This is a genomic window from Escherichia sp. KS167_9B (assembly GCF_030295215.1).
Lineage (GTDB): Bacteria > Pseudomonadota > Gammaproteobacteria > Enterobacterales > Enterobacteriaceae > Escherichia > Escherichia coli_F.
Map to the genome: position 1 here is coordinate 4,749,012 of NZ_AP025754.1, position 23,954 is coordinate 4,772,965.

The window sequence follows — 23,954 nt, forward strand, 5'->3', positions numbered from 1 at the left end:
GAGCATTTAAATATTATTTGTAGAGCCGAGTGGCAATTATCGCCGATAATGCTTAATTCATCATCTTAGTTCAGGTTTGAGCGATTTTTGATAGTCAAAACCCCCTCTAGTGCCATACTTTTCTCATAAATATTTTTAAAATCTATAGCTAACAAACATTATGCAAAGATAATGGGCTGGCATCATTGTCAGTATCATTCATTTACTGCTTCTGGATGTTGTAAATAATTATGTGGCATGTTTGCTCTTAAACCGTGGGAAGGAGGCTGTAATGGTTGCCAATATTAATCTCATTAAACAAGAAAGTTATTCTATTGTTAATTTAGAAAAACAACTAACGAGTAATGAATCACCGAAGCAAACGCTATTAAATCATTTTTCACTTTGCCTTAAAATGGAAGGTGAGGAGCAACTGTGCGATTGTGTTAACGAACTGAAACTCGGGTTGTCGAGTAATAATGAATATGACCTGTTCAAAAATAGAGAAACCTCACTGTGGAAACGCAAAGTACCAGAAAGCGCAGCGCTGGCAATGACGGGAACAGTATATAAATTATTTGGTAGTCGCTTACTCAACGCCCGCAATCAGTTAGATAAAAACCTCCTCGAAATGGCTATGCAAATGGTTTATGGCAAAGATATGGTGACAAAGTCAGGGGATATATTGATTGATATACAATTAAATAAGGATGGCAGCCTCAAGAGTAAGCACTACACATTTGATGTAGGTGAAGTTATAAACAGTTATAATATTGACCTCTTTGTGAATGCCTCGAGTATTAATCAAACTTACTTACATGATAAAAAGCCTGGTGACGTTATTAGCCTATATGGCACTTTAGATAACGTTCCTCTTGTAGTAAAGGAATGCACCGGTAAAAATCATCAAATTAACGTTAAAGCCAAATTGCCACAAGAACGAAGTGAAAAAGTTGAGGATATGTGTGAAAGAATGAGAGGTGGCATCTCTATGTTTAACCACACCACAAAAACAGCTGATAATATAGAGCATAATTTGCAGCTAAGTTTTCTCGTGGATTCACGGCCGTCGATCACCAATAAATACTCAGCCAAAGATGTAAGTCCAGATATACTTACATTGCCCGTCAACGTATATCATGCAGATTTTAAAATTAAAATCAATAACGAAGTAGAGAAGGCTTCGTCAATTGTGTTATGTGCTGTGCAAAAAAATCTCCATGCAGCAAGGAAGGTTCTTAGCGGGATAATAGGAAATGTGCCCAAAAATAATAAACCAAAAACAATCATTTTTGATTTGCGTTTTCTTAGTGCAATTAAGCAGAAAGTTTTTTTTGGCAATGAAAAACCGTTGTTTGTAAAACATACCGCAATGATGAGGGAGGCATGCCAGGATTTACCGCAGCCAGTGGAATATATTCCTTTAGACTGTGAAGCGCATAGCCATCGCAGCGTCGCCTTTGCCAAAACCGTGGTTGCACCTATCATGGTGACAGGTGTGGGCGCTGCTTTAATGTATGCAACATCATCAGGCCCGTATTATGCGAAAAGTATTTCTGACTCGCCGGATATCGAGATGATAAAAAATCGTATGGCTGGATTATTTAACCACATGGGTAATTCTGTACAAACAAAATATCGGCCGGTTTTTGATAAATGGAATGAACTGGTAGATAAATTAAATCACGAAAGAAATACAGTACCGTTTGCGTGTTTGACCACCATTTTAGCAACAGCGTTAAATGAAATTCCTGAGGGGGATACGAATGTTGCCGTTGTGATGGGGTGTAAATCTGCGAAAGATCGCACGATATCCATTGTCCTTGGCAACTCGATGTTGCAAACACTCATTGAAAAACGCCTCGCCGATGGTAGAGAAATAGAAAACCTTTTTGATCAACAGGGATATTTTAGTTGCGAGTCATTAACAGCTGAAGAATTAATGATGTTAAAAGACCTTTTTGATATTCGAGTTCTTCATCTCTCTAACAAATTTAATGTCGGGTTGCAAGGTAATATCAACACGGATGTTTTACAAGATTCGTTTTTTAAAAATGTCGATTTCATTCATGAATCTAACTCGTATACCGTAGGGATGGGAGTCTGAAGAGTAAAACTCATTTGAATTACCAGAATTCGGCCAATGCATTGCAAAAATGACATACAAAGAGAGAAGTGTGCAGGCACTTAGCCGCGAGGGGCATGGTTATGCCATACAGAAAGCACCAGCATTCAGAACTCCTGTGAAAGCGGCATAGTGCCGCCTGCTCAGGAGTTTTACTATGACCCGTAATCGTGCTTAACGTTACCATCCTATGATTCGATTAAAAAAACTCACCGTCGCGCTGATGATTGACGTCAATGCTATCGGATGATACCGGGGTGTTCCGGAAGGAATTCCTTGTTTCCCGAACTGTTACCCACAAAATTATAACGACGAGCAAGTAAAGACCGGTTGGCGGCAGCATTGACCGGTCTGTGATGGATGTTAAATTTCACCTTAAATCCTGGTGCTGTTAGGATGCTGACGTTTTTCGGGTACACCATTCAGATTATGCAAATGAAGACCCAATCAAAAAATAAATATCCCTGAATATAATATATTTATAGCACCCATATCTCATCCTGGGCGATAACCAAACCATTTTTGATTAACAAATGAAACAACTGCAACGTTCTTATTATTTCTGGAAAACGTCTCGCAAAAACAAAACAGCATGCAAAAATCCGCTTTTTTTAAATGATTTTTCGGCGTAATTTTCGCACATACATTAATGAGTAATATATGTAAGGTATTGGTAATGGTGATGAATACGGTTTTTCTTCATTTATCAGAAGAGGCAATTAAACGGCTGAACAAGCTTAGGGGCTGGCGTAAGGTTTCACGATCTGCAATTTTACGCGAAGCGGTAGAGCAATATCTGGAACGTCAGCAATTCCCGGTGCGTAAAGCAAAGGGAGGCAGGCAAAAGGGGGAGACAGTGGGTGTCGATGATCAGTGTAAGGAGCATAAGGAATGACAAAAAATTTTTTATTCTTGAATATAAAAAACCAGATCCCCTTATTCTGGTATTAATACAAGGTTGTTTTACTTGAACTTCTAATAATTGCAACTGTTACATCATATCTGGAAAACGCCTCGCAAAAATAAAAGTGATACGTAAATGCACTTTCTTTAAGCATTCGACAAAGGTACTTTTCTCTCTATAGATTCAAAAATGATATTGGCGAGATATTTATGAACTCTCTGGCAGGTATGGATATGGGCAGAATTTTACTCGATTTATCGAATGAGGTGATTAAGCAACTTGATGATCTTGAGGTGCAGTGTAATCTTCCTCGTGCGGAGCTATTACGGGAAGCGGTAGATCAATACCAGGTAAATCAATCGCAAACAGCAATATCCAGTGTTCCTGGCATCTGGCAAGGATGTGAGGAAGATGGTGTCGAATACCAGCGTAAGCTGCGCGAGGAATGGTAATGGGAAAAAATGATATCAATCAGATTGCTGACAACGTGCGAGTTGTTCATGCCGGATGCGGCGTGAACGCCTTATCCTGCCTACAAAGTCGTGCAAATTCAACATATTGCAGTTTATTGGTAGGCCTGATAAGCGCAGCGCATCAGGCAATCTTACGCTTGTCATCAGTGACATACCAATAACCTTATCGATGTGTTGGCGGGAAGAATGAGGCCAAACAGGCACTAACAGCACAGTCTTGAATGGGTAACGCGGAATACGAGAGATGGTGTCGTCACACCCTATCAACTGTAATCCGGGCGACCAGCGCCACCCGGAAAACGTCAGAGATTACTCCCCTTCACCCGGAAACAGGAACGGGTTGATGGAACTACGGGCATAGCCCTCTTGCTCCATTCGCGCATCCAGTACCAGAGAGGCGAGGTCATCTGCCACGGCTTCAACTTTCGGTTCTTTTTCCTGATAAAGAATCTTCAGGTAAGTGCCACAGTCATCGCAGCTTTCGGCTTTAATCGCGGCCTGTTCGTCATCCAGCGACCAGTAATGCAGTTTGCCGCTCTGTTCACAGTTGCTGCATTTTACGCGCACTACGTGCCATTCAGTTTCACACAGGTTGCAGTGCAGGTAACGCAGACCCTGAGTGGTGCCAATTTGCACCATACTGGACACCGGCATAGAACCACAAACCGGGCAATATTGACGTTGTTCGCCGTATTCAGCGCGGGCTTTGCCCGGGATCAGATTGGCCATCTGCGCCCAGTAGAGTGACAGTGCAGCCCAGATAAACGGCGCTTTATCGCTGCTGACGGACGAGAAATCAGAGGCGAACAGCGCGCTGGCCATATCTTCCAGCTCCTGGCTTGATGCCTTCTCCAGATTCTCAATCACTGCCAGCGCCGGGCCGCTCATTTCAGGTTTCAGCTCAGCAATCATTGCCATCAGCAGCTTTTGCCAGTGCTTATCACGCGGCAAAACGTGAATATCCAGCGGTGGCTTGCCCTGTGCGCTGGCTTCTTTAATGCGCGCGGTCAGATCCATCTCCAGCGGATGGTCGTACAGCACCACTTCCTGGGCGTGGGCGATAAGCGCAGCAAAGCGCAGATAATCACCCAGCGGATTATTTTCTGCCAGCTCGCGCAGACGCTCGGCGCGGCGGTTGTATAAATTCTTGAGCCGAGGGAACAATAACGGCGGAATCATATCCGCCGTACGTTTCTCGCTCGAACCCAGCTCATCTTGCGGGATTATGCGAATACTCATTCAGCTTTCTTTTCCGTTGTCTTGCGGACCTCACGGTACCAGCGCGGGTGATGTTTCTTCGCCCAGGCGCTGGTAACCCATCCTTCCACCATGGCGGTAATCGTGCCTTTCACCCAAAGGGCGGCGTAGATATGCACCATGATAACCACAATTAACGCCACTGCGGCAAATGAATGCAGCATTAACGCGAATCGGATCACCGGGATTGAGAAAGCAGGCGCAAAATAAGGACGCCAGATAATCACACCGCTCACCAGCAGCAGGACCAGGAAAATAATCGCCGCCCAGAAAACGCATTTCTGACCGAAGTTATAACGCCCGGTGTCACCTACTTCCTCGTTGACGACGATCTTACGAATATTCTTCGCCCAAAAGATATCATCCCGATTGATTAGGTTGTGATGCCAGTAACGGAAAAACATGATGATGAACGAGGCAAACATAACCACGCCGACAAACGGGTGCAGAATGCGCGCCAGCTGCGGTGTGCCCATGATTTGCATCAACCAGTTGAAGGAAGGGAACAAAAAGCCCAGCCCGCTCACCGCCGCCAGGATGAAGCAGAAGGCGGTGATCCAGTGGTTGATACGTTCCGGCGCGGTGTAGCGCACGATGGTGTCACGTCGTTTCATTTGCGCTCCTCGTCTTTCTCTTCGTGCAGATTATTCTCTTCCTCATCCGCACGGTTCGGACCGACACCCACGTAGTGGAAGATACTGGCCGCGAAGGTAGCCGCAAAGCCAACAGCTGCGAGCGGTTTCCAGATGCCTTTCCAGAATTTCACGGTTTCGCTGATTTCCGGGTTCTCCGGCAAGCCATGATACAGATTCGGCTTGTCAGCATGGTGCAGCACGTACATAACGTGTGTACCACCCACGCCTGCCGGATCGTACAGACCCGCATTGTCGTAACCACGGGTTTTCAGCTCCGCCACGCGCTCGTTCGCCAGCGTTTTCATCGACTCTTTCGTACCGAAGTGAATCGCACCCGTCGGGCAGGTTTTCACACAGGCCGGTTCTTGCCCAACCACCACGCGGTCAACGCACAGCGTACATTTATAAACGCGGTTGTCTTCCGGGTTGAGGCGCGGAATGTCGAACGGACAGCCCGCAATGCAATAACCGCAACCAATGCACTGCTCGGACTGGAAGTCGACGATACCGTTGGCATACTGAATAATTGCCCCTTCCGCCGGACACGCTTTCAGGCAGCCTGGATCGGAACAGTGCATACAGCCGTCTTTACGGATCAGCCATTCCAGTTTGTCGTTCTGCTCCACTTCCGAGAAGCGCATCACCGTCCACGATTTGGCGCTTAAATCATTGGGGTTGTCGTACACCCCAATGTTATTGCCGACGGTATCGCGAATGTCGTTCCACTCTGAACACGCCACCTGACAGGCTTTACAGCCGATACAGGTGGTGACGTCGATGAGTTTCGCCACTTCTTCCTGGAAGTCCCGCGCCTGAGGCGCGGGGGTCAGACCGTTAGTCGCGGAACGACGAATGATATCTTGAGATTGATAAGCCATATGTCGTCTCCGTTACACCTTTTCCACATTCACAAGGAAGGACTTAAACTCCGGCGTCTGCGTGTTCGCATCACCAACGAATGGCGTTAACGTATTGGCAATAAAGCCTTTTTTCGCAACACCTTCATAGCCCCAGTGAATCGGAATACCGATGGTATCGATATCTTTGCCATTCGCTTTCAGCGTGCGAATACGTTTGGTCACCACCGCTTTGGCTTTGATATAGCCACGGTTGGAGGAGACTTTCACGGTATCGCCCTGAGCAATGCCAAGTTTATTCGCCAGCGACTCACCGATTTCCACAAACTGCTCTGGCTGCAAAATCGCATTCAACAGCGCGTGTTTGGTCCAGTAGTGGAAGTGCTCGGTCAGACGATAGGTGGTTCCGACATACGGGAACTTATCGGCTTTACCCAATGCTTCGGCGTCGTCTTTAAAGATACGTGCAGCCGGGTTCGAGATAACGTTTGGATGCAGTGGGTTAGTTCCCAGCGGCGTTTCAAACGGCTCGTAGTGTTCCGGGAACGGACCTTCCGCCATCTTATCGAGGGCAAACAGACGCCCCATGCCTTCCTGCTGCATGATAAACGGCCCGACGCCACTGCCCGGAGGCGCTGCGCTGTAGTCCGGAATATCCCAGCCGGTCCATTTGGTGCCGTCCCATTTCAGCAACTGACGCTTCGGATCCCACGGGTTACCCTGCGGATCTGCGGAGGCGCGGTTATACAGAATGCGGCGGTTAAGCGGCCATGCCCATGCCCAGCCCAGCGTGTTACCGAGGCCAGACGGATCGGCGTTATCACGGCGCGCCATCTGGTTGCCCTCTGGCGTCCAGCTACCGGCGAAAATCCAGCAGCCACAGGAGGTGGTACCGTCATCGCGCAGTTGTGCGAACGAGCTAAGTTGTTGGCCTTTCTTGACGATAACCGCCCCGGTTGCCGGATCGGTAATATCGGCCAGCGCCTTACCGTTGCTCTCCATCGCCACTTCTTCCGACTTCGGCTCATGCGGGATGGCGTAGTTCCAGGTCATGTTCAGCACCTGGTCCGGGTTCGCGCCACCCTGTTCGGCGTACATCTTGCGCAAGCGCAGGAAGATACCGGAGAGGATCTCGCCATCAGTCAGCGCAATCCCCGGGGCGTCCGCACCTTTCCAGTGCCACTGCAACCAGCGACCGGAGTTAACGATTGAACCATTCTCTTCCGCGAAGCAGGTCGATGGCAGACGGAACACTTCGGTCTGGATCTTCGACGAGTCCACTTCGTTCAGCTCACCGTGGTTCTGCCAGAAGTTAGAGGTTTCAGTGTTCAGCGGGTCGATAGTGACGAGGAACTTCAGTTTCGACAGACAACCGATCACTTTGTTTTTGTTCGGGAATGAGGCAACAGGGTTAAAGCCCTGGCAGATATAGCCATTGACCTTGCCCTCTTTCATCATCTCGAAGTATTGCAGGACGTCGTAGCCTTTATCCCACTTCGGCAACCAGTCAAAGCCCCAGCTGTTTTCTGCCGTCGCTTTATCACCAAAGAAGGCCTTCATCATGGAGACGAAGAATTTCGGGTAATTGCCCCAGTAGTTAACCTGGCCTTCCAGCAGCGGTTTCGGCGTGTTGGCGGCAAGGTAGGTTTGCAGATCGGTCTGCTTCTCGCTTGGCAGCGTCATGTAACCTGGCAGGCTCTGCGACAGCAGCCCCAGGTCCGTCAGCCCCTGAATGTTGGAGTGACCGCGCAGGGCGTTAACGCCGCCGCCTGCCATCCCCATATTGCCGAGCAGCAGCTGGATCATCGCCATCGTTCGAATGTTTTGCGCACCAACGGAGTGTTGCGTCCAGCCGAGCGCGTAAAGGAACGAGGCAGTTTTATCGTGAGCACTGGTTTCGGCGATGTATTCGCAGACTTTCAGGAACGCGTCTTTCGGCGTACCACAGATGTTTTCAACCACATCTGGCGTATAACGGGAAACGTGCTGTTTCAGCAAGTTCCACACGCAGCGCGGATGTTGCAGCGTGGTATCGCGTTTGGCGAAGCCGTTTTCGTCCAGCTCGTAGGTCCAGGAGGATTTATCGTACTTGCGTTTTTCCGCGTCGTAGCCGGTGAACAGGCCATCTTCAAAGCCGTAATCCTCACGCACGATCAGGCTGGCGTTGGTATAGGCTTCGGTGTATTCGCGGTTGAATTTTTCATTGTTCAGCAGGTACAGCAATACGCCTGACAGGAAAGCAATGTCAGTACCGGAACGAATAGGGGCATAGTAGTCAGCCACCGCCGCCGTACGCGTAAAGCGAGGATCGATCACAATCAGCTTCGCGCCGTTGTGAATTTTGGCTTCCATCGCCCAGCGGAACCCGACCGGGTGTGCTTCAGCGGCGTTACCGCCCATCACCACGACGAGGTTGGCGTTCTTGATGTCGACCCAGTGGTTGGTCATCGCACCGCGACCAAATGTTGGAGCAAGACTTGCTACCGTTGGTCCGTGTCAGACACGCGCCTGGTTGTCGACCGCGAGCATACCCAGCGCGCGGGAGAATTTTTGCGTTAAATAGCCGGTTTCGTTACTCGACGCGGAAGCACACAACATCCCGGTGGAGAGCCAGCGGTTAACAGTCACGCCTTCGGCGTTTTGCGCAATGTAGTTAGCATCGCGGTCTTCTTTCATCAGTTTGGCAATGCGATCAAACGCCTCTTCCCAACTGATTTGCTGCCATTTATCAGAACCTGGCGCACGGTATTCCGGAAACTTCAGACGGCTTTCGGAGTGGATGAAATCCACCAGGCCAGCGCCTTTCGGACAAAGTGCACCGCGGTTGACCGGGTGATCCGGGTCACCTTCGATATGGAAGATAGATGCTTTGGCGTTTTTTGCTCCGTCACCGAGGCTGTACATCAACAGCCCACAGCCTACGGAACAATAGGTGCAGGTATTACGGGTTTCGCGGGTGCGCAGCAGTTTATACTGCCGGGTTTCCGCGAGTGCTACGCTGGGTGCAAAACCCAGTGCCGCTGCCGTGGTGCCTGCCATACCGCCAGCGCAGATCTTAAAGAACTGCCTTCTGCTGACCTGCATGGATTGCTCCTTGTTTCGACATTGTCACGTCCCATTTACATTCGCTTGCTGCGTGTGCAGGGAGTGGGAGTTATTTTTCTTTGCGGAAGGGGCCGCAAAGGTCCAGAATTGGCTCAATTTCCCTCCATCCAGGAAGGGTTTGTAACAGAATACCATAATGTTGGTGTGTGTGTTCTTATCCGGTTAATAGAAAGTGAAAAAAACACAGCAAAAAGAAATCAAAAATGTGACAAATGTCACAGGTGTTCGTCAAATTGAGTTATGGCGGCGTGACGATTTACAACACCCACGGTTAGATGAGGTGGCGGAAGAGGTTCCCGTTGCGCTGGTCTACAACGGCATTTCGCATGTGGTGATGATGGCGTCGCCCAAAGACCTTGAATACTTTGCGCTCGGTTTTTCGCTTTCCGAGGGGATTATCGAAAGTCCGCGCGATATCTTCGGTATGGATGTCGTTCCTTCCTGTAATGGTCTGGAAGTGCAAATTGAGCTTTCCAGCCGCCGCTTTATGGGGTTGAAGGAGCGTCGTCGGGCACTGGCGGGACGTACGGGATGTGGCGTGTGCGGCGTGGAGCAACTTAATGACATCGGTAAACCGGTGCAGTCGCTGCCGTTCACTCAGACATTTGATCTCAACAAACTGGATGATGCATTACGCCATCTCAATGATTTCCAGCCAGTGGGGCAACTGACTGGTTGTACTCACGCCGCTGCCTGGATGTTGCCATCTGGCGAACTGGTAGGCGGGCATGAAGACGTGGGTCGCCATGTGGCGCTGGATAAACTGTTAGGCCGCCGGTCACAAGAAGGGGAAAGCTGGCTGCAAGGTGCGGTGCTGGTTTCCAGTCGTGCCAGTTATGAAATGGTGCAAAAGTCAGCGATGTGCGGCGTCGAGATTTTGTTTGCGGTGTCTGCCGCGACCACGCTTGCCGTAGAAGTGGCTGAGCGTTGTAATTTGACGCTGGTGGGCTTTTGTAAGCCGGGTCGGGCAACGGTTTATACTCATCCGCAGCGATTGATTCATAATTAAAGAAATACCGCAATTCTGATTCTGGATTGCGGTTTTATTTTTCTATTAAATAATCCTCAATATATTATTCAGCATTCAAATAATAATTTCACCACAAGAAATTATCTCGTTAAATCCGGGTTATATCGATATACTCCAGTCGCATTAATCCTTTAAGAATTAATCATTATTTATATAAGACATTTTGTTTTAATCATCGCGTCAATAAATAAATGTTTCCGATGAGTGAATGCAAATAACAAACCTTGCACCGGTTGTAAAAAACAGCAATGTATTTTCAATAGTAGGTGATGGATTATGAGTATTGAAAAATGAGTACATTACAGTTACCTGGCAGTTCATATTCTACAGAAGTTAATTTAAACGGTTTAATTGAGGTGCTTAGTAAGCATCTTTACTCCACTCCCGTAGTTGCCGTGCGCGAGCTGGTGCAGAACGGCCATGATGCGATTGTGCGTCGCAGGATTGAGCAGCCCGATGCGCCAAAGGATAACCAAATTCGTGTGGTGGCTGACGTGGCGAAGTCCACTATCACTATTACTGATACCGGTGCGGGTCTGACAGAAAGCGAAATTCACGGCTTCCTTGCTACAGTGGGCGTGGGTTATACCCGAATGTTGCGCCAGCAGGATGACAACACCGGTTTAATTGGTATGTTCGGCCTCGGTTTTTTGTCGGCCTTTGTACTGGCAAAAGAGGTCACGGTGTTGACCACATCCTGGCAAACGCCGGATCAGAGCTGGAAATACCACTCTACCGACGGGCAAAAATATACCGTTACGCCGCATCAGTCCTCGGAAACGGGTACGCAGGTGATTCTGACGCTCAAAGAAGAGTACAGCCATCTGGCGAGTAACAATTTGCTGAACCGCGTTCTTTCACGCTATTGCATATTGCTGCACGAACCAGTCTATGTCGGTGATGCCCGCGAGCCGGTGAATAAACTGCAACCACCGTGGCGTGAAGTTGCCCCTGAAGGCGTAACCATGCACCGCGCGCTGGTACAGCGTAAAAATCTCGCCTTTGCCGCACAGTTTGAATCCTCCTTCGAACCGATTTGCACCATTCCGGTGGTGCCCGTGGGGATGAGCGACGCGGTTGGGATTTTATGGATTCAGGATGGCGCAACCTACGGCACCAGCGATAACCGTAACCTGTCGCTGTTTTTGCGCGGTATGTTACTGGATGATGAAGCGCGTGAGTTGTTACCTCCCTGGGCCGGATTTATTGGCGGCGTGATTGAGTCATCGAAACTAACGCCTACGGCGAGCCGGGAAGATCTCCAGCGGGACGAAACCTGGGTTGCGGTGCAGGAGGCGTTAAAAGAGGCGCTGATTTCTGGTTTGTCCGATCTCGCACAAAATCAGCCAGAAATCTGGCGGCGTGTATTAATGCGCCACAACGAAGCGTTGCTGGGTGCGGCCTTGTGTGATGATCGTCTGTTTGATTTACTCAAAGATCGCCTGCAGGTGCCAACGTCAAAAGGTGCGCTGCTGGCGAAGGATTTACGCGTTAATAACAGTATTCATATTCTGTTAAGCCGCGACGGCGGTTTTGAAGAGATGTTGTTTCATATTCTGCAACGGCCCGTAGCCCGTGGCGATCGTTATGCGGTGGTGCCATTTTTACGTCGTTGGGCGCTGTTATATCACTGCCGGATTATCGAAGTCGGTACGCAAACGGGTAATGAGCAGTTGTTCAGCCTGGCAGAATTACCCGAAGAGCAGGTTGCTTATCTGGAAGAGCATCTTTGCGATGGCGAGCAATTAATTATCTCCCGCTTCGAACCCGCCGTTTTACCGTTAGTGGTTACGCCAGACCGCGAAGCAGAATTAAAACAAATTCTCGAACAGGATGACGCAGATAAACGCATCAGCACCGCAGCGTTAATGCTGGCGCGGCAATTTACCTCGCAAATCCAAAAGACTAAAACTTCAAGTCTGTATATCAATCTTAATAACCCCTGTGTCATGCAACTGGTGACGGCATTACAACACCATCAACAGCCAGCGGCAGCATTACGGTTATTAAAATCGCTGAAAGTGATTTTGTGCTCCAGCGGTAATAAAGAACAGCAGTGGGATTTACACCAGGCACTGGAAGATTTTACTCAGGTTATTCCTGTCTTAATTAATCAAGGAAAATAAAATGAATATATGGGAATGGTACAATAAATATAGTCAGGAATTACGCGATGCCGGACAGGAGTATATTCCGCAGCTTATTGATGATTATTCGGAAAGCGTTATGCACCTGCAAATGGAAAAATGCGATTCGCTATTACCAGAAGTAAAAGCGCTTACCCAGGTGGCGAAAAATCCCTGGCTGGAGATTTTTATTGGTCACTGGGAAATGCGCCATCGTCTGACTAACCGCGAAGAAGGCGAAAAAGTGCTGCCAGACGTGGTGGCGCTGTTTGAAAAAGCACACCGGGAAGAGGCAAAAGATTGCCCGCAATCTATCTGCGTTACCCAGGATTTATCTGCCTGCTACGAAAATATTGATGCGCCTGGCTGGGCGAATGAACGCATGGCAGTATGTGAAGAAACCATTGCGCGAATTGATGCAACCTGGAGCTGTTTTCAGTGTTTGTCCACCGAATATGCCAGCGCACTGATAGATTCCAAAAGAGCAGAAGAGGCATTGGCGTACCTGGATCGGCAAATCGACGCGGTTAAAGCATCCGGTGACGATGATATTGAAGCATTATTGAATACCCGTGCCGATATTTTGATTGAACTGCAGCGTTACGATGAAGCACGCAAATTGATTGATGAACTGGCAGAAGAAAATGATTACTGGGGGCGCGACCGTATCAGTTATCAGTTGAAAAAACTGTATATCATGGCGTTGTGTGGACAGGACGAAGACGTATGGGCTGAGTTGCCGCGCTGGGCTGATCTTACGCCTTTTTCGTGGGGGATTTGGATCAAGATCATCACTGCGCTACTGCCTCGCCATCCACAAAGAAACAACTGGCAGCTGGCGCGCATTATCCAAAAAATGCTGGAGCATCGTTCGCAGGCCGGCGCGCACCGTAAAGTGGTGAATCTGGCGAAACTGCAAATTACCCTGGCGCTGGAGCGTGAATCCGTCTGGGTTGCCAAAATAGCGATGAAACTGGCCCAGCGACACATTCCAAAATTACGCGTGTTACTGGGGGTTGATCGTGAGTTTCTCGAACTGAGTGAAAAAATCGCCGCCAAAGAAGCAGAGTTGCTTGCTCGTCCGGTTGTAGAAGTACCTGAAAATAGCGATGAAGAAACGCAACCAGATCCAGAAAAAGACGTCGAAACATTCCGCCGCGCTTACCTGAACGCGCCAGATGATGCGGAATTGCTGGGCAAACTGGTCAATGCGTTAAACGCCTGTAATGCGATTGATGAGTCGATTGAACTTCTGCAACGCTACGTCGAAAGCCACATCCAGGAAGATAATGGTCTTTGCTTCGATCTGTTGGATTTATTGCTCCACCGTGACGATCTGCAAACCATTGAGCACCTGGCGAAGCAGTATGAACAGGCGGGGCTGCTACATATGGCCTTGTGGTTCCGTGCGCGAGTGATCAACCAACAGGAAGACTGGAGTGAACTGGAGTCGATTGGGCAACAGTTGCTGCAACACGAAAAAGGGCGTGAGTGGGTTGGCGTTTATCGCATGTGCTCCTGGGCAGCACAAAAACAGGAAGCCTGGGATCGACAGCTGGATTATTTACAACAATTGCAGCAACTGATGATTAACCGTGAAGAAGATATTCGCAATCTCCAGTGGGATATCATGGCGACCGCCAGCATCCTGCAACAATGGGATTTGGTTCGTGCTATTGCTGCTGAACTGGAAATCGAACTTACGGAAGGTGAAGGTTTTATTGACGAAAAATGGGGGCTGTTAAACATCCGCTTCCGGGAAAATTATGAATACCGCTATTACTATGCTCAACGTATTGGGCCGGTAACAGCAAGGATCATTGAGCCAACTTACCGCACCGATTATCCGCAACATGTTGATGAGGTTGTGGTATTCGATGCAGAAATGTTGAATACCCAACCAGAGGATGAGGAAGAACGGAAGAATTTCACGCCACTTTATGCCTGCCTGCAAACCATTATCCCGACCGAATACGGCGAGTCCTGGTTCTGCGAAGGTGTCATGCCTGGTGAAGAAGAGTTTAATACTTTCCGTGAGGCGCTCCGTGAACGAAACTGGTACTACTGGAGCAACAGTAATGACGACTATACATTAACGGACAGTCATCAAGGAGAAGGCGCTGAACCGCTGCCTGCATTCTACTTTGTTATCAGTGCGCCGCGTTCAATTTCTAAAGGTGATATCGATAAGACCTTGCACGAATTGACCGCTGACTGGGAACATCCATTGTGCTGGTGGCGTCTCGCCAAAGAAGCCGGGGCGAATGAAGAGAAGCATGCTGCTATTGCTGAACGCTACGGGATGTAGTGCATGATTAATGGTGGGGGACATGACACTCCCTCCCGCAAAGGTTGTGCCGTTAATTAAAATAAGTCCTGTGATTTAGAAATTAAATTACAGGACTTATTCATTTTATGAATATTATCGATTTATTTATAAACAAAACGCGTGTAGTGACATTTTCTTTTTTCATTTATTATATTCACACTCTTATTTATCTATTTATAAGGCAATTAAATGAAAAGGAATTTATTATCTTCCGCTATTATAGTCGCCATAATGGCCCTCGGTCTCACGGGTTGTGACGATAAAAAATCCGAAACAGAAACGCCCCCGCCTGCCAATAGTCAACCTGCCGCACCAGCTCCTGAAGCGAAACCTGCTGAAGCTCCCGTTGCAAAAGCAGAAGTTAAACCTGAAACGCCTGCTCAACCGGTGGTCGATGAACAAGCGGTTTTCGACGAAAAAATGGATGTCTATATCAAGTGCTACAACAAGTTACAGATCCCTGTACAGAGCAGTCTGGCGCGTTATGCTGACTGGCTGAAAGATTTTAAACAGGGCCCTACCGGTGAAGAGCGTACTGTTTATGGTATCTACGGTATTAGTGAATCCAACCTCGCTGAGTGTGAAAAAGGCGTAAAAAGTGCTGTGGCGTTAACGCCTGCGCTGCAACCTATTGATGGCGTGGCGGTGAGTTATATTGATGCTGCCGTGGCGTTGGGTAATACCATTAACGAAATGGAAAAATATTACACCCAGGAAAATTATAAAGACGATGCGTTTGCGAAAGGGAAAACGCTGCACCAGACATTCTTAAAAAATCTTGAAGCCTTTGAACCTGTAGCAGAATCTTATCATGCGGCGATTCAGGAAATTAACGATAAGCGCCAGCTTGCGGAACTGCAAAATATTGAACAAAGAGAAGGGAAAACATTCAACTACTACTCTCTGGCAGTCATGATTTCAGCGAAACAAATTAATAACCTGATATCGCAAGATAAGTTTGATGCAGAAGCGGCAATGAAGAAAGTGACTGAACTTGAAACGCTGGTGGCACAGGCCAAAGAAGCGGATAAAGGCGGCATGAATTCCTCGTTCATTAGTTCGGCAGATCAATATCAGCTCGAGGCTAAAAAATATGTTCGCCGCGTCAGAGATAAAGTTCCGTATTCTGACTGGGATAAAGAGCAACTTCAGGATGCAAACACAAGTTGGATGGTCGACGACTCTTTCCCGAGAGCATTACGTGAGTACAACGAAATGGTCGATGATTATAATCGCCTGCGTTAAATGTTTTTGATTTTGGTGATAAATGCAGTGTCGGATGCGGCGCATCCGACACAGTTCACCCCTTGTGAAGTAACGCCATAAATGCCTCATATCCTGTTAACCCGGCAATAACCTCTGCCGGATGCTGGCACAATACGCTGGCAAGATAGCTAAATATTTTTAGCTCATGACGCGCATCGGCGGCGGCACAGGCGATCAGCACATGGTTAACTACTTCGTTATTCACCTCAACCGGTTGGGCGAGGGTAATAAAAAATCCACGAAAACGTCGTTCCTGTTCGCTCCAGCAATGTGGGATGGCGAGACGATTAACAATCAGGTTTTCGCCTTCGCTTTCGCGGGCGATGATCCGTTGTGCTTCATCGGCGGTAATGTGGTGTTGCGTCACTAATTGCGCACATATTTGCCGGGTAATATGTTGCCAGCTTTCACCACGTACATTCGAATAATGAAAACTTCCGGGGGCAGAAAAAAAACGCTCCGGTTGCTGGCGAATAAATGCCGTCGCCAGAAAATGTTTTATTTGTTCGATACCGGCAGCCGTAATGATATTTTTTACAGTGATGCAATTATTGACCGCGTCATCCAGTAAATAATGGCTGTTATTAATGATCAATAACGGCTCAATCTCTTCGTGAATGGCAACCAGTTCGCTTAAGCAGCGGGCAATAATCACCCGACAATTCAGGACGTCGCGCTCAATGGCGAGCTGATTAATAGTGGCAATCGCGTTTTGATCAGAGAGCAAAATGATCGGCTGGCGTTCGTTTTGATGCCGTTCCAGCGCACAGGCAAAATACAAACCAATCAGATCGCTGTCGAAAAGGGGAATATCGAGTTGTTCACGCAGTAGCGTAATAAAGTGCAGACTCATATCAAAGGCCGCAGGCCAGGCGGCTTTCAGGTTATTCATGCTGCTTTGGCGGTGCTCTCCAATCCACACCGGCGCGGCAAGGCAACGTAATAAATGCCCGGTAATATTCTCAACCAGCTGCGTATCAATAATATTCAATGACGCAATGCCCGGCACCCTTTGCAGCAATGCCAGCACATTATCGACACAAATAACCTGCGCCTGTTGATGCTGTTTTTCTATCAACCCCGTCAACGTTCTTACAGCGTTATCACCAAGAAACAGGCCGCTATATTCAACAATCTGTTTTATCTCGCTACCGGGATATTCAGGCCATGTGTCAGTAAGCTGATTACGCAACGCGTAAATAGCCAGAATCAGGCTTGAGAGATAGTCGCCTTGCATCAGCGGCCAGCGACGTTGCTTTTCGCAGGCGGTGGTTAATTGTTGAAAATTGTCTCGTGTTACGCCCGCCAGCGGAATTAAAAACGGATCTTTGCGTAACAGATTTGCCAGCAAAATAATGCGTTTCTCTTGCGTCTCATCTATGTAATGACCTAAGCCGGGGCGACTGGCGAGACAAAAACTGCGTTCATAGCGCTGTTTCAGGCGGGGCAGGCGCTCTGCTACCCAGGTTTCTGGCAAATTAAGCGTCGAGGCGAGTTGCGCACGGGGAGTGAAGGTATTCAGTAATAACAGCGCCAGCAGCCGATCGTCGTTATCGTGCTTTTGCAGCAACTGAAAAAAGCTGCGACGCTCGAAGATTTCCAGCTGATAGCCCGCGTTGCCACTGGCGGAAATGCGGGCTTTGCCGTTAAGGGTAAAGTTGAGATAGTCAATATCACGCAGGATGGTCCTGCCGGAAACGCCAGTCTGTTGCGCCAGCTCGCCAGGCGTGCGTGGCTGTTGCTCCAGCAGATCGACAATCTTTAACTGGCGTTCGTTTAGCATTAATCCACCTGACGGAACTGGCTAAACGCGTTGACTTTCTCCGCGGTTAAGGTGGTCAGAAAATCCCGTATCAACGTGAGCAGAGCATCGTAATCGGCTTTTGAAATCATGCCGCTGTTAGCGTGCAGATAACGCGTTGGCAGGCACAGCGCGACAACCGGACGCCCGCCGCCCATCACGTTGTAGCGCCCGCCATCCGTCGCTCCGGTTTTCATGGTGGAAAATTGCAGCGGTAAATCATTCTGCGTGGCACAGCTTTTTAACGCTGCTACCAGTTTCTGGTTGGGGAAGTACCGCTTGTCAAACAGCATCAGCCCCGGCCCGTTGCCCAGTTTCAGCGGATATTTAATGTTATCAATGCCTGGAACATCGCCCGCGACAGCGGTATCCAGCACGATCACCACATCCGGTTTAATGTGTTCAGCCGAGGTTTGCGCCCCGCGTAGCCCAACTTCTTCTTCCACACTGCCAACGCCATACAGCGTAATTTCGGGGTTATTCACCGTCTGCAATAGCTCAGCCATCATTGCGCAGCCGATGCGGTTATCCAACGCCTTGCCGACCATTTTATCTTCGCCCCAGCAGGCAAAATTGGCTTCCGGGCTAATAAAATTGCCAATTTCCACGCCGCGTTTTTCCGCTTCTTCGCGACTGTTTTCGCCAATATCAATGAACATCTCATCAAATGACAGCGGTTGTTGCTTTTGCTTTTCGGTTAACGCATGTGGGGCGACGGAGCCAATTACACCAGGGATTTTCACTCCCTTGTGTGTGCGTATGGTTACCCGGTGGTTGAGCATCGACTGATTCCACCAGCCGCCAATGGTGGTAAAACGCAGAAAACCGCTCTCGTCGATGTGGGTGACCATAAAGCCGACTTCATCCATATGCCCGACAACGGCAACTTTCGGCCCTTTATTCCCCTTACGGGCAACAAAGCTGCCCAGACCATCGAAGGTGATCTCATTCACGCAGGGTTCCAGCGTGTTTATCAGAATGTCGCGAACTTCCTGTTCATCGCCGCTGACGGCGCTGGCTTCGCACAACTGTTGCAGTAACTCAATGTTCATGGACAAGCTCCTGTTGCGCAGCTTTGGCTTTGCGGCGTAACCATAATCCTTTCAGGACGATAATGAATGAAATGTTCAGCGCGAGGCCAATCGCCAGCACCAGATAAAATGAACCTACCGGCGACATCAGGCCGATCAGCGGGTCAAAGATACCCAAACCCGGTGCCAGCCGTTTGATTCCGAAAGCGATCACCAGCACGCCGGTAATACCGCCCGCCAGCGTATTGGCGGTAATCATCGGCAACGGGGCTGCCAGAGCGTAAGGAATAGCCGGTTCGGTTGCGACTGTGGCACCGACCACTATGGCGCTACTGGCGGCTTCTTTTTCCTGTTGAGTAAACAGTTTGGGCGCAATGAACGTCGCAAGACCCGCCGCGACAGGCGGCATTAGCGCGACAACGCCGACGATGGCGTACCAGTCGTAAATGTGTTTTTCCAGCAGAGAGAAGCAGAAGAACCAGGCGGTTTTGTTGATGGGGCCGCCCATATCGAATGCCAGCATCGCACCAACCAGAAACGCCGCCGCAAACTTCATTGACGGAGGAATGGTGTTCAGGAAGTGCAGCAACCCGCCCATGAGGTCGGACATCACCGGTCCGATAACGTAGTAAGTCAGTACGCCAAAAACCAGCAGAGTAACGAACGGGATCAGCATGGAACCGAGCAGCGGTTGTAATGCTTTGCCAAGGCGCACTTTACGGAACCAGAAGACGAAATAGCCAATCGCCAGCCCAAGCACCACCGCACCGAGGAAGCCCGCGCCAGACTGGGTGCCGAGCAGGGCTTTGTCGTTCGCCAGATAACAAACCAGAAACGCCGGAGCGAAAGCGGGTTTATCGGCAATCGACGAGGCAATATAAGCGCCCATGATGGGGATCATAAAGGTGAAACCGAGATAACCGATGGATTCAACCACCCAGGTAAACGACGGCGCACCTTTCGACATATCGGTATACGGCAAACCGAACTGCACCAGCATGTTGGCAAGCGCCACCAGGATACCGCCACCGATGACAAACGGCAGCGCCGCAGAGACGCCCGCCATCAGATGGCTCATTACGCTGCCACTTTGCACTTCCTGTTTGCCGAGCTTCACGCCGCTATCTGCGGCAAAAAGTTGTGAGTTTGTCGGTAATTCACTGAAAATCTGGTCGATATTTTTCAGCGCCTGGGAGATGGCAATCTCATAAACCTTTTTCCCGGCAAATCGCGCGCGATCATCACCGCTCAGGCCACGCCCGGTAGCGAGAATCACGTAATCGGCAGCGGCAATCTCTTCGCTGGATAAGCGGTTTTCGACGCCGCTTGATCCTTGAGTTTCAACTTTAATGGTATGACCGAGAGAACGGGCTTTCTGTTCCAGGGCTTCCGCCACCATGTAGGTGTGAGCGATCCCGGCGGGGCAGTTGGTGATCGCGACAATACGTAAGGATGACTCCATCGCCACTTCCTTATGAGCTGAGGGTTTGATTTAACAAAGCAAGCACCTGGACGGCGTCGCCTTGTCGCAGTTGGTTGATAAAATCCTGGTGGATAATTTTGCGACACAGTGTGCCGATGATTTTGACCTGATCCTCTTCGCCACTTTGCGGCACGCCGAGGCAGATCCAGCAATTGACGTCTTCGCCATCGCTGGCTTTCCAGTCAATGGCCTGCGCTTTGCGAGCGAATAATACGAACGGTTGTTTAACACAGGCGCTTTTACCGTGCGGCACGGCGACACCAGAACCAAAACCGGTGGAGTGCATTTTTTCGCGCACCAGCAGGGTTTGCAGGAATTGATGTGAGTCGGTGATAAAACCGTTTTGTAACGCCATTGTCGCCAACTGCTTCAGAACGGAATAAGTGCCATTGCCCTGAATATTCAGGTCAATACAGCTTGCAGTAAGTGCTGCCATTATTGGACTCCATGAAAAAATATTATAGTTAATTGTAACGGCGGGGCGGTTTTGTGATGAGCGCGGATATGTCGTGAAGTCGTGACAATATAAGGCAGAGTGAAGGATAAATTTTGCGGTGTAAGGCACATATTGATGGGAAAAATAAATGCAGTGAATAAAAAATCATTATTTAATGATGTTGTGAATGTTTAACTGCCGCACATATTTTGCAGCAAGGTTATTTATATTTGTGGCTTATGAGTCAGCGTGAATTATATCTAATATTTTTTACGATATTTAGTTAAAAACGGCACTATTGTTATATTCCTCACGTTCCAGGAAATCAGCGGATTTACTCATATTATGCAGCGGGATACTATCCATCGGCCTGCTGAAGTTGGATTAAAAATTAGAAAGTGCACACCTTATATTTCTCTATATACGTATTCCTTTTGGAAAGCGTAGGGTCTCTTTTATTTCAGGGAACGTAAATAATGAAAAAATCGACATTATCTTTAGCCATCGGTTTATTATTGGCATGTAGTACCGGAATGGCAAAAACACAGCATTTAACGCTGGAACAACGCATGGCATTGCTGGAAGAACGCCTGGAAGCGGCAGAAATGCGGGCAGCAAAAGCAGAGAGCCAGGTTAAACAGCTGCAGACACAACAAGCCGCTGAGATCCGCGAAATTAAAGCTGCCCAGGGCAATACGCCGGTTAATGGACAGGCAACGGCGGAATCTGCAAAGAAAAATTCCACCTCACCTAATCTTTTGCTTTCAGGTTATGGCGATTTAAAAATCTACGGCGACGTAGAATTTAATATGGATGCGGAAAGTAATCATGGCCTGCTGGCAATGACCAACGCTGATGTGAATAGCGATCCCACTAATGAACAGTGGAATCTCAATGGTCGTATTCTGTTAGGTTTTGATGGTATGCGAAAACTGGATAATGGTTATTTCGCCGGGTTCTCCGCACAACCGCTGGGGGATATGCACGGTTCAGTAAATATCGATGATGCGGTATTCTTCTTTGGCAAAGAAAACGACTGGAAGGTCAAAGTAGGCCGTTTTGAAGCCTACGATATGTTCCCGCTGAATCAGGATACCTTTGTTGAACATTCCGGTAATACTGCGAACGATCTTTATGACGATGGCAGCGGTTATATCTATATGATGAAAGAGGGCCGAGGGCGCTCTAACGCTGGCGGTAATTTCCTCGTCAGCAAACAACTCGATAACTGGTATTTTGAATTAAACACGTTACTTGAAGACGGAACATCTTTATATAATGACGGTAATTATCATGGACGCGATATGGAGCAGCAGAAAAATGTTGCTTATCTGCGTCCGGTAATTGCCTGGTCGCCGACGGAAGAATTCACCGTTTCCGCAGCGATGGAAGCGAACGTAGTAAATAATGCTTATGGTTATACCGATAGCAAGGGTAATTTTGTCGATCAGTCCGATCGTACCGGCTATGGTATGAGCATGACCTGGAATGGCCTGAAAACGGATCCGGAAAATGGCGTCGTGGTTAATCTTAATACCGCCTATTTAGATGCTAATAATGAAAAAGATTTCACTGCCGGGATTAACGCGCTGTGGAAACGTTTCGAGCTGGGTTATATCTACGCGCACAATAAGATTGATGAATTCAGCGGTGTAGTTTGTGATAACGACTGCTGGATTGATGATGAAGGGACGTACACCATTCACACCATTCATGCGTCTTATCAGTTCGCTAATGTGATGGATATGGAGAACTTTAATATTTACCTTGGTACTTATTACTCCATTCTGGATAGCGACGGTGATAAAAAACACGGTGATGATACTGATGACCGTTACGGCGCACGCGTTCGCTTTAAATACTTCTTCTGATGAAGGCGCGGTGCTGGATATTTTCCGGCACCGCAACTCATTAAGGCAGGTAAAACACTTCTTGCAGCTCGCTACTGACTGGGCTGTTATCCGGGTTAGCTGGCATAACGTCGGTCATATACTTCCACCAACGTTGGCAAACATCAGTACTGGCTACCGCATTCCACCGTTCTTCAGATTCAATCTCTACCGTGGCAAACAGCAGATTACGCGCTTTGTCGAGGTAAATGGCGTAGTTATGCGCACCGTGAGATTTCAACACTGCTTCCAGTTCCGGCCAGATTGGATTATGCCGACGCTGATACTCTTCGTGGGCGTCGGGGTTAACCTGCATGACAAAGGCTTTGCGGATCATATTTGCTCCTTACAGCGCCAGCGCACTGGCAAGTGGTGTAACGCCGAAACGCTGGCCGAGTGCTATCAGCTCTTCACGACTGATGGTCTGTTTCATGCCGCCCATCGAATAAACCTTCACTAATACTTGTGCTGATTTTTCTGCGGTGTCGATTAAACCGAATGTTTCATCCAGTGTCGGACCGCTGCCGAAGACGCCGTGGAAGGGCCACAACACCAGCGAATGTTTTTGCATTTCCTGTGCGGTCGCCTGGCCGATTTCGTCCGTGCCGGGCACCATCCACGGCAAAATGCCGACGCCATCCGGGAACACTACCAGACACTCGGTGCTGCCTTCCCAAAGCTGGCGAGTGAAGAGCGCGGTGTCGTTTTCCAGTACGTAGGTAAGGGCGATCAGGTTGGTGGCGTGGCAGTGCATGATCACCCGATCTTTACCGTTGGTGGCTTTAATGCGCTCGCAGTGGGAAAGGAAGTGAGCCGGAAGTTCAGAGGTTGGAACGGCTTCGTGAGTTAGCCCCCAGAGAATGTGGTAGCCCGCGCCGTCGCTGTCGACTTTTACGACGCCTAAGTTAGCCGCAGGATCAAGCTGGACGTTACGAAAGAATTTGCCGGAGCCGGTGACAATAAACGGTGTATTTGCCAGTAAAGGCATGGGCTGGCTGAGCGGGATATAGCGCGGTTGTGCATGAAAGTTGTCGTGATACGGTGCGATATCGGCGTCATCCAGGCGCAGCGTCAGGTTACCACCATTGCGCTCGTCCCAGCCTTTCAGCCAGGCGTCGGTGGTGGCTTTGATCATTCCCTGGACAAACCAGGACTGGGTAATGTTTTGCATGTTCTGTGTTCCTGTAAATTCGGTGTTGTCGGATGCACGACCCGTAGGCCGGATAAG

Annotated in this window: 18 protein-coding genes and 1 pseudogene; 9 read left to right on the forward strand and 10 right to left on the reverse strand. The window is 48.8% G+C overall.

Going from position 1 to position 23,954, the window contains the following annotated elements; all coding sequences use genetic code 11:
• Positions 1 to 271: 271 nt before the first annotated feature.
• The 4 genes and pseudogenes from QUE34_RS23745 to yiiF form a co-directional block, all read left to right on the forward strand.
• A pseudogene (locus QUE34_RS23745) lies at positions 272 to 1,159 on the forward strand (hypothetical protein); the annotation flags it as partial.
• A gap of 12 nt (positions 1,160 to 1,171) precedes the next feature.
• Positions 1,172 to 2,086, forward strand: a complete 915-nt coding sequence (locus tag QUE34_RS23750; protein WP_241232093.1) for a transposase — start codon at positions 1,172 to 1,174, stop codon at positions 2,084 to 2,086.
• 694 nt (positions 2,087 to 2,780) lie between these two features.
• Positions 2,781 to 2,999 carry a ribbon-helix-helix domain-containing protein gene (locus tag QUE34_RS23755; protein WP_032185613.1) on the forward strand — a complete coding sequence of 73 codons (219 nt, stop codon included), beginning with the start codon at positions 2,781 to 2,783 and terminating at the stop codon, positions 2,997 to 2,999.
• A gap of 218 nt (positions 3,000 to 3,217) precedes the next feature.
• Positions 3,218 to 3,460 (forward strand): protein YiiF, encoded by a 243-nt coding sequence (gene yiiF / locus QUE34_RS23760; RefSeq protein ID WP_032304202.1) that lies wholly within the window; start codon positions 3,218 to 3,220, stop codon positions 3,458 to 3,460.
• 330 nt (positions 3,461 to 3,790) lie between these two features.
• Here yiiF and fdhE read toward each other — a convergent pair whose 3' ends face one another.
• The 4 genes from fdhE to fdnG are packed head-to-tail and all read right to left on the reverse strand — an operon-like array spanning position 3,791 to position 9,314.
• Positions 3,791 to 4,720 carry a formate dehydrogenase accessory protein FdhE gene (gene fdhE, locus QUE34_RS23765; protein ID WP_000027715.1) on the reverse strand — a complete coding sequence of 310 codons (930 nt, stop codon included), beginning with the start codon at positions 4,718 to 4,720 and terminating at the stop codon, positions 3,791 to 3,793.
• Positions 4,717 to 5,352, reverse strand: a complete 636-nt coding sequence (gene fdoI / locus QUE34_RS23770; protein ID WP_000829013.1) for a formate dehydrogenase cytochrome b556 subunit — start codon at positions 5,350 to 5,352, stop codon at positions 4,717 to 4,719. The genes fdhE and fdoI overlap by 4 nt, the downstream gene beginning before the upstream one ends.
• Positions 5,349 to 6,251, reverse strand: coding sequence for a formate dehydrogenase O subunit beta (fdoH, locus tag QUE34_RS23775; RefSeq protein WP_032304205.1), 903 nt, complete (start codon positions 6,249 to 6,251; stop codon positions 5,349 to 5,351). The genes fdoI and fdoH overlap by 4 nt, the downstream gene beginning before the upstream one ends.
• A 12-nt stretch (positions 6,252 to 6,263) precedes the next feature.
• Positions 6,264 to 9,314 carry a formate dehydrogenase-N subunit alpha gene (gene fdnG / locus QUE34_RS23780; protein ID WP_015953878.1) on the reverse strand — a complete coding sequence of 1,017 codons (3,051 nt, stop codon included), beginning with the start codon at positions 9,312 to 9,314 and terminating at the stop codon, positions 6,264 to 6,266.
• A gap of 193 nt (positions 9,315 to 9,507) precedes the next feature.
• Here fdnG and fdhD point away from each other — a divergent pair, with 193 nt between their 5' ends.
• The 4 genes from fdhD (at position 9,508) to QUE34_RS23800 (ending at position 16,065) form a co-directional block, all read left to right on the forward strand.
• The gene (gene fdhD, locus QUE34_RS23785) at positions 9,508 to 10,344 is read left to right on the forward strand and encodes a formate dehydrogenase accessory sulfurtransferase FdhD (protein ID WP_032304207.1); all 837 of its coding nucleotides are present in this window, start codon (positions 9,508 to 9,510) and stop codon (positions 10,342 to 10,344) included.
• A gap of 311 nt (positions 10,345 to 10,655) precedes the next feature.
• A complete protein-coding gene (locus QUE34_RS23790; RefSeq protein ID WP_032304208.1) occupies positions 10,656 to 12,491 on the forward strand; it encodes an ATP-binding protein in 1,836 nt (611 codons plus the stop codon).
• A gap of 1 nt (position 12,492) precedes the next feature.
• Positions 12,493 to 14,799: a tetratricopeptide repeat protein gene (locus QUE34_RS23795; protein WP_105268569.1), complete on the forward strand. Its 2,307-nt coding sequence runs from the start codon at positions 12,493 to 12,495 to the stop codon at positions 14,797 to 14,799.
• A gap of 210 nt (positions 14,800 to 15,009) precedes the next feature.
• Positions 15,010 to 16,065, forward strand: coding sequence for a YiiG family protein (locus tag QUE34_RS23800; RefSeq protein ID WP_032304212.1), 1,056 nt, complete (start codon positions 15,010 to 15,012; stop codon positions 16,063 to 16,065).
• A 55-nt stretch (positions 16,066 to 16,120) separates the two neighbouring features.
• Here the strand turns inward: QUE34_RS23800 and QUE34_RS23805 are convergent, their stop codons facing one another.
• From QUE34_RS23805 to QUE34_RS23820, 4 genes are read right to left on the reverse strand one after another with little or no spacing between them, the layout of a single operon-like run.
• Complete coding sequence (locus QUE34_RS23805; RefSeq protein WP_103253705.1) at positions 16,121 to 17,869, reverse strand: putative frv operon regulatory protein; 1,749 nt, start codon at positions 17,867 to 17,869, stop codon at positions 16,121 to 16,123.
• Positions 17,869 to 18,939 (reverse strand): aminopeptidase, encoded by a 1,071-nt coding sequence (locus QUE34_RS23810; RefSeq protein WP_032304215.1) that lies wholly within the window; start codon positions 18,937 to 18,939, stop codon positions 17,869 to 17,871. The genes QUE34_RS23805 and QUE34_RS23810 overlap by 1 nt, the downstream gene beginning before the upstream one ends.
• Positions 18,929 to 20,380 carry a PTS fructose-like transporter subunit IIBC gene (locus tag QUE34_RS23815; protein ID WP_021574865.1) on the reverse strand — a complete coding sequence of 484 codons (1,452 nt, stop codon included), beginning with the start codon at positions 20,378 to 20,380 and terminating at the stop codon, positions 18,929 to 18,931. Before QUE34_RS23815 ends, QUE34_RS23810 begins: the two co-directional genes overlap by 11 nt.
• A 10-nt stretch (positions 20,381 to 20,390) precedes the next feature.
• Positions 20,391 to 20,837 (reverse strand): PTS fructose transporter subunit IIA, encoded by a 447-nt coding sequence (locus QUE34_RS23820; protein WP_032304217.1) that lies wholly within the window; start codon positions 20,835 to 20,837, stop codon positions 20,391 to 20,393.
• A 476-nt stretch (positions 20,838 to 21,313) separates the two neighbouring features.
• On the opposite strand from QUE34_RS23820, the gene QUE34_RS23825 reads away from it, so the two are divergent.
• Positions 21,314 to 22,708 (forward strand): carbohydrate porin, encoded by a 1,395-nt coding sequence (locus QUE34_RS23825; RefSeq protein ID WP_000749944.1) that lies wholly within the window; start codon positions 21,314 to 21,316, stop codon positions 22,706 to 22,708.
• A 40-nt stretch (positions 22,709 to 22,748) separates the two neighbouring features.
• Here the strand turns inward: QUE34_RS23825 and rhaM are convergent, their stop codons facing one another.
• Both rhaM and rhaD read right to left on the reverse strand, forming a co-directional pair.
• On the reverse strand, positions 22,749 to 23,063 hold the full coding sequence (rhaM, locus tag QUE34_RS23830) for an L-rhamnose mutarotase (protein ID WP_000619503.1): 315 nt from the start codon (positions 23,061 to 23,063) through the stop codon (positions 22,749 to 22,751).
• Positions 23,064 to 23,072: 9 nt separating this feature from the next.
• Entirely contained in the window at positions 23,073 to 23,897 is an 825-nt protein-coding gene (rhaD, locus tag QUE34_RS23835) for a rhamnulose-1-phosphate aldolase (protein WP_032304219.1), read from the reverse strand.
• Positions 23,898 to 23,954 lie beyond the last annotated feature (57 nt).

Excerpts from the sequence above, each read along its gene's own strand:
- QUE34_RS23815 (WP_021574865.1), bottom strand. The coding sequence starts at position 20,380 with ATGGAGTCATCCTTACGTATTGTCGCGATCACCAACTGCCCCGCCGGG.
- QUE34_RS23755 (WP_032185613.1), top strand. The coding sequence starts at position 2,781 with ATGGTGATGAATACGGTTTTTCTTCATTTATCAGAAGAGGCAATTAAA.
- QUE34_RS23790 (WP_032304208.1), top strand. The coding sequence starts at position 10,656 with ATGAGTACATTACAGTTACCTGGCAGTTCATATTCTACAGAAGTTAAT.
- QUE34_RS23810 (WP_032304215.1), bottom strand. The coding sequence starts at position 18,939 with ATGAACATTGAGTTACTGCAACAGTTGTGCGAAGCCAGCGCCGTCAGC.
- QUE34_RS23795 (WP_105268569.1), top strand. The coding sequence starts at position 12,493 with ATGAATATATGGGAATGGTACAATAAATATAGTCAGGAATTACGCGAT.
- QUE34_RS23800 (WP_032304212.1), top strand. The coding sequence starts at position 15,010 with ATGAAAAGGAATTTATTATCTTCCGCTATTATAGTCGCCATAATGGCC.
- QUE34_RS23820 (WP_032304217.1), bottom strand. The coding sequence starts at position 20,837 with ATGGCAGCACTTACTGCAAGCTGTATTGACCTGAATATTCAGGGCAAT.
- QUE34_RS23805 (WP_103253705.1), bottom strand. The coding sequence starts at position 17,869 with ATGCTAAACGAACGCCAGTTAAAGATTGTCGATCTGCTGGAGCAACAG.
- yiiF (WP_032304202.1), top strand. The coding sequence starts at position 3,218 with ATGAACTCTCTGGCAGGTATGGATATGGGCAGAATTTTACTCGATTTA.
- fdoH (WP_032304205.1), bottom strand. The coding sequence starts at position 6,251 with ATGGCTTATCAATCTCAAGATATCATTCGTCGTTCCGCGACTAACGGT.
- rhaD (WP_032304219.1), bottom strand. The coding sequence starts at position 23,897 with ATGCAAAACATTACCCAGTCCTGGTTTGTCCAGGGAATGATCAAAGCC.
- fdoI (WP_000829013.1), bottom strand. The coding sequence starts at position 5,352 with ATGAAACGACGTGACACCATCGTGCGCTACACCGCGCCGGAACGTATC.
- QUE34_RS23825 (WP_000749944.1), top strand. The coding sequence starts at position 21,314 with ATGAAAAAATCGACATTATCTTTAGCCATCGGTTTATTATTGGCATGT.
- rhaM (WP_000619503.1), bottom strand. The coding sequence starts at position 23,063 with ATGATCCGCAAAGCCTTTGTCATGCAGGTTAACCCCGACGCCCACGAA.
- fdhE (WP_000027715.1), bottom strand. The coding sequence starts at position 4,720 with ATGAGTATTCGCATAATCCCGCAAGATGAGCTGGGTTCGAGCGAGAAA.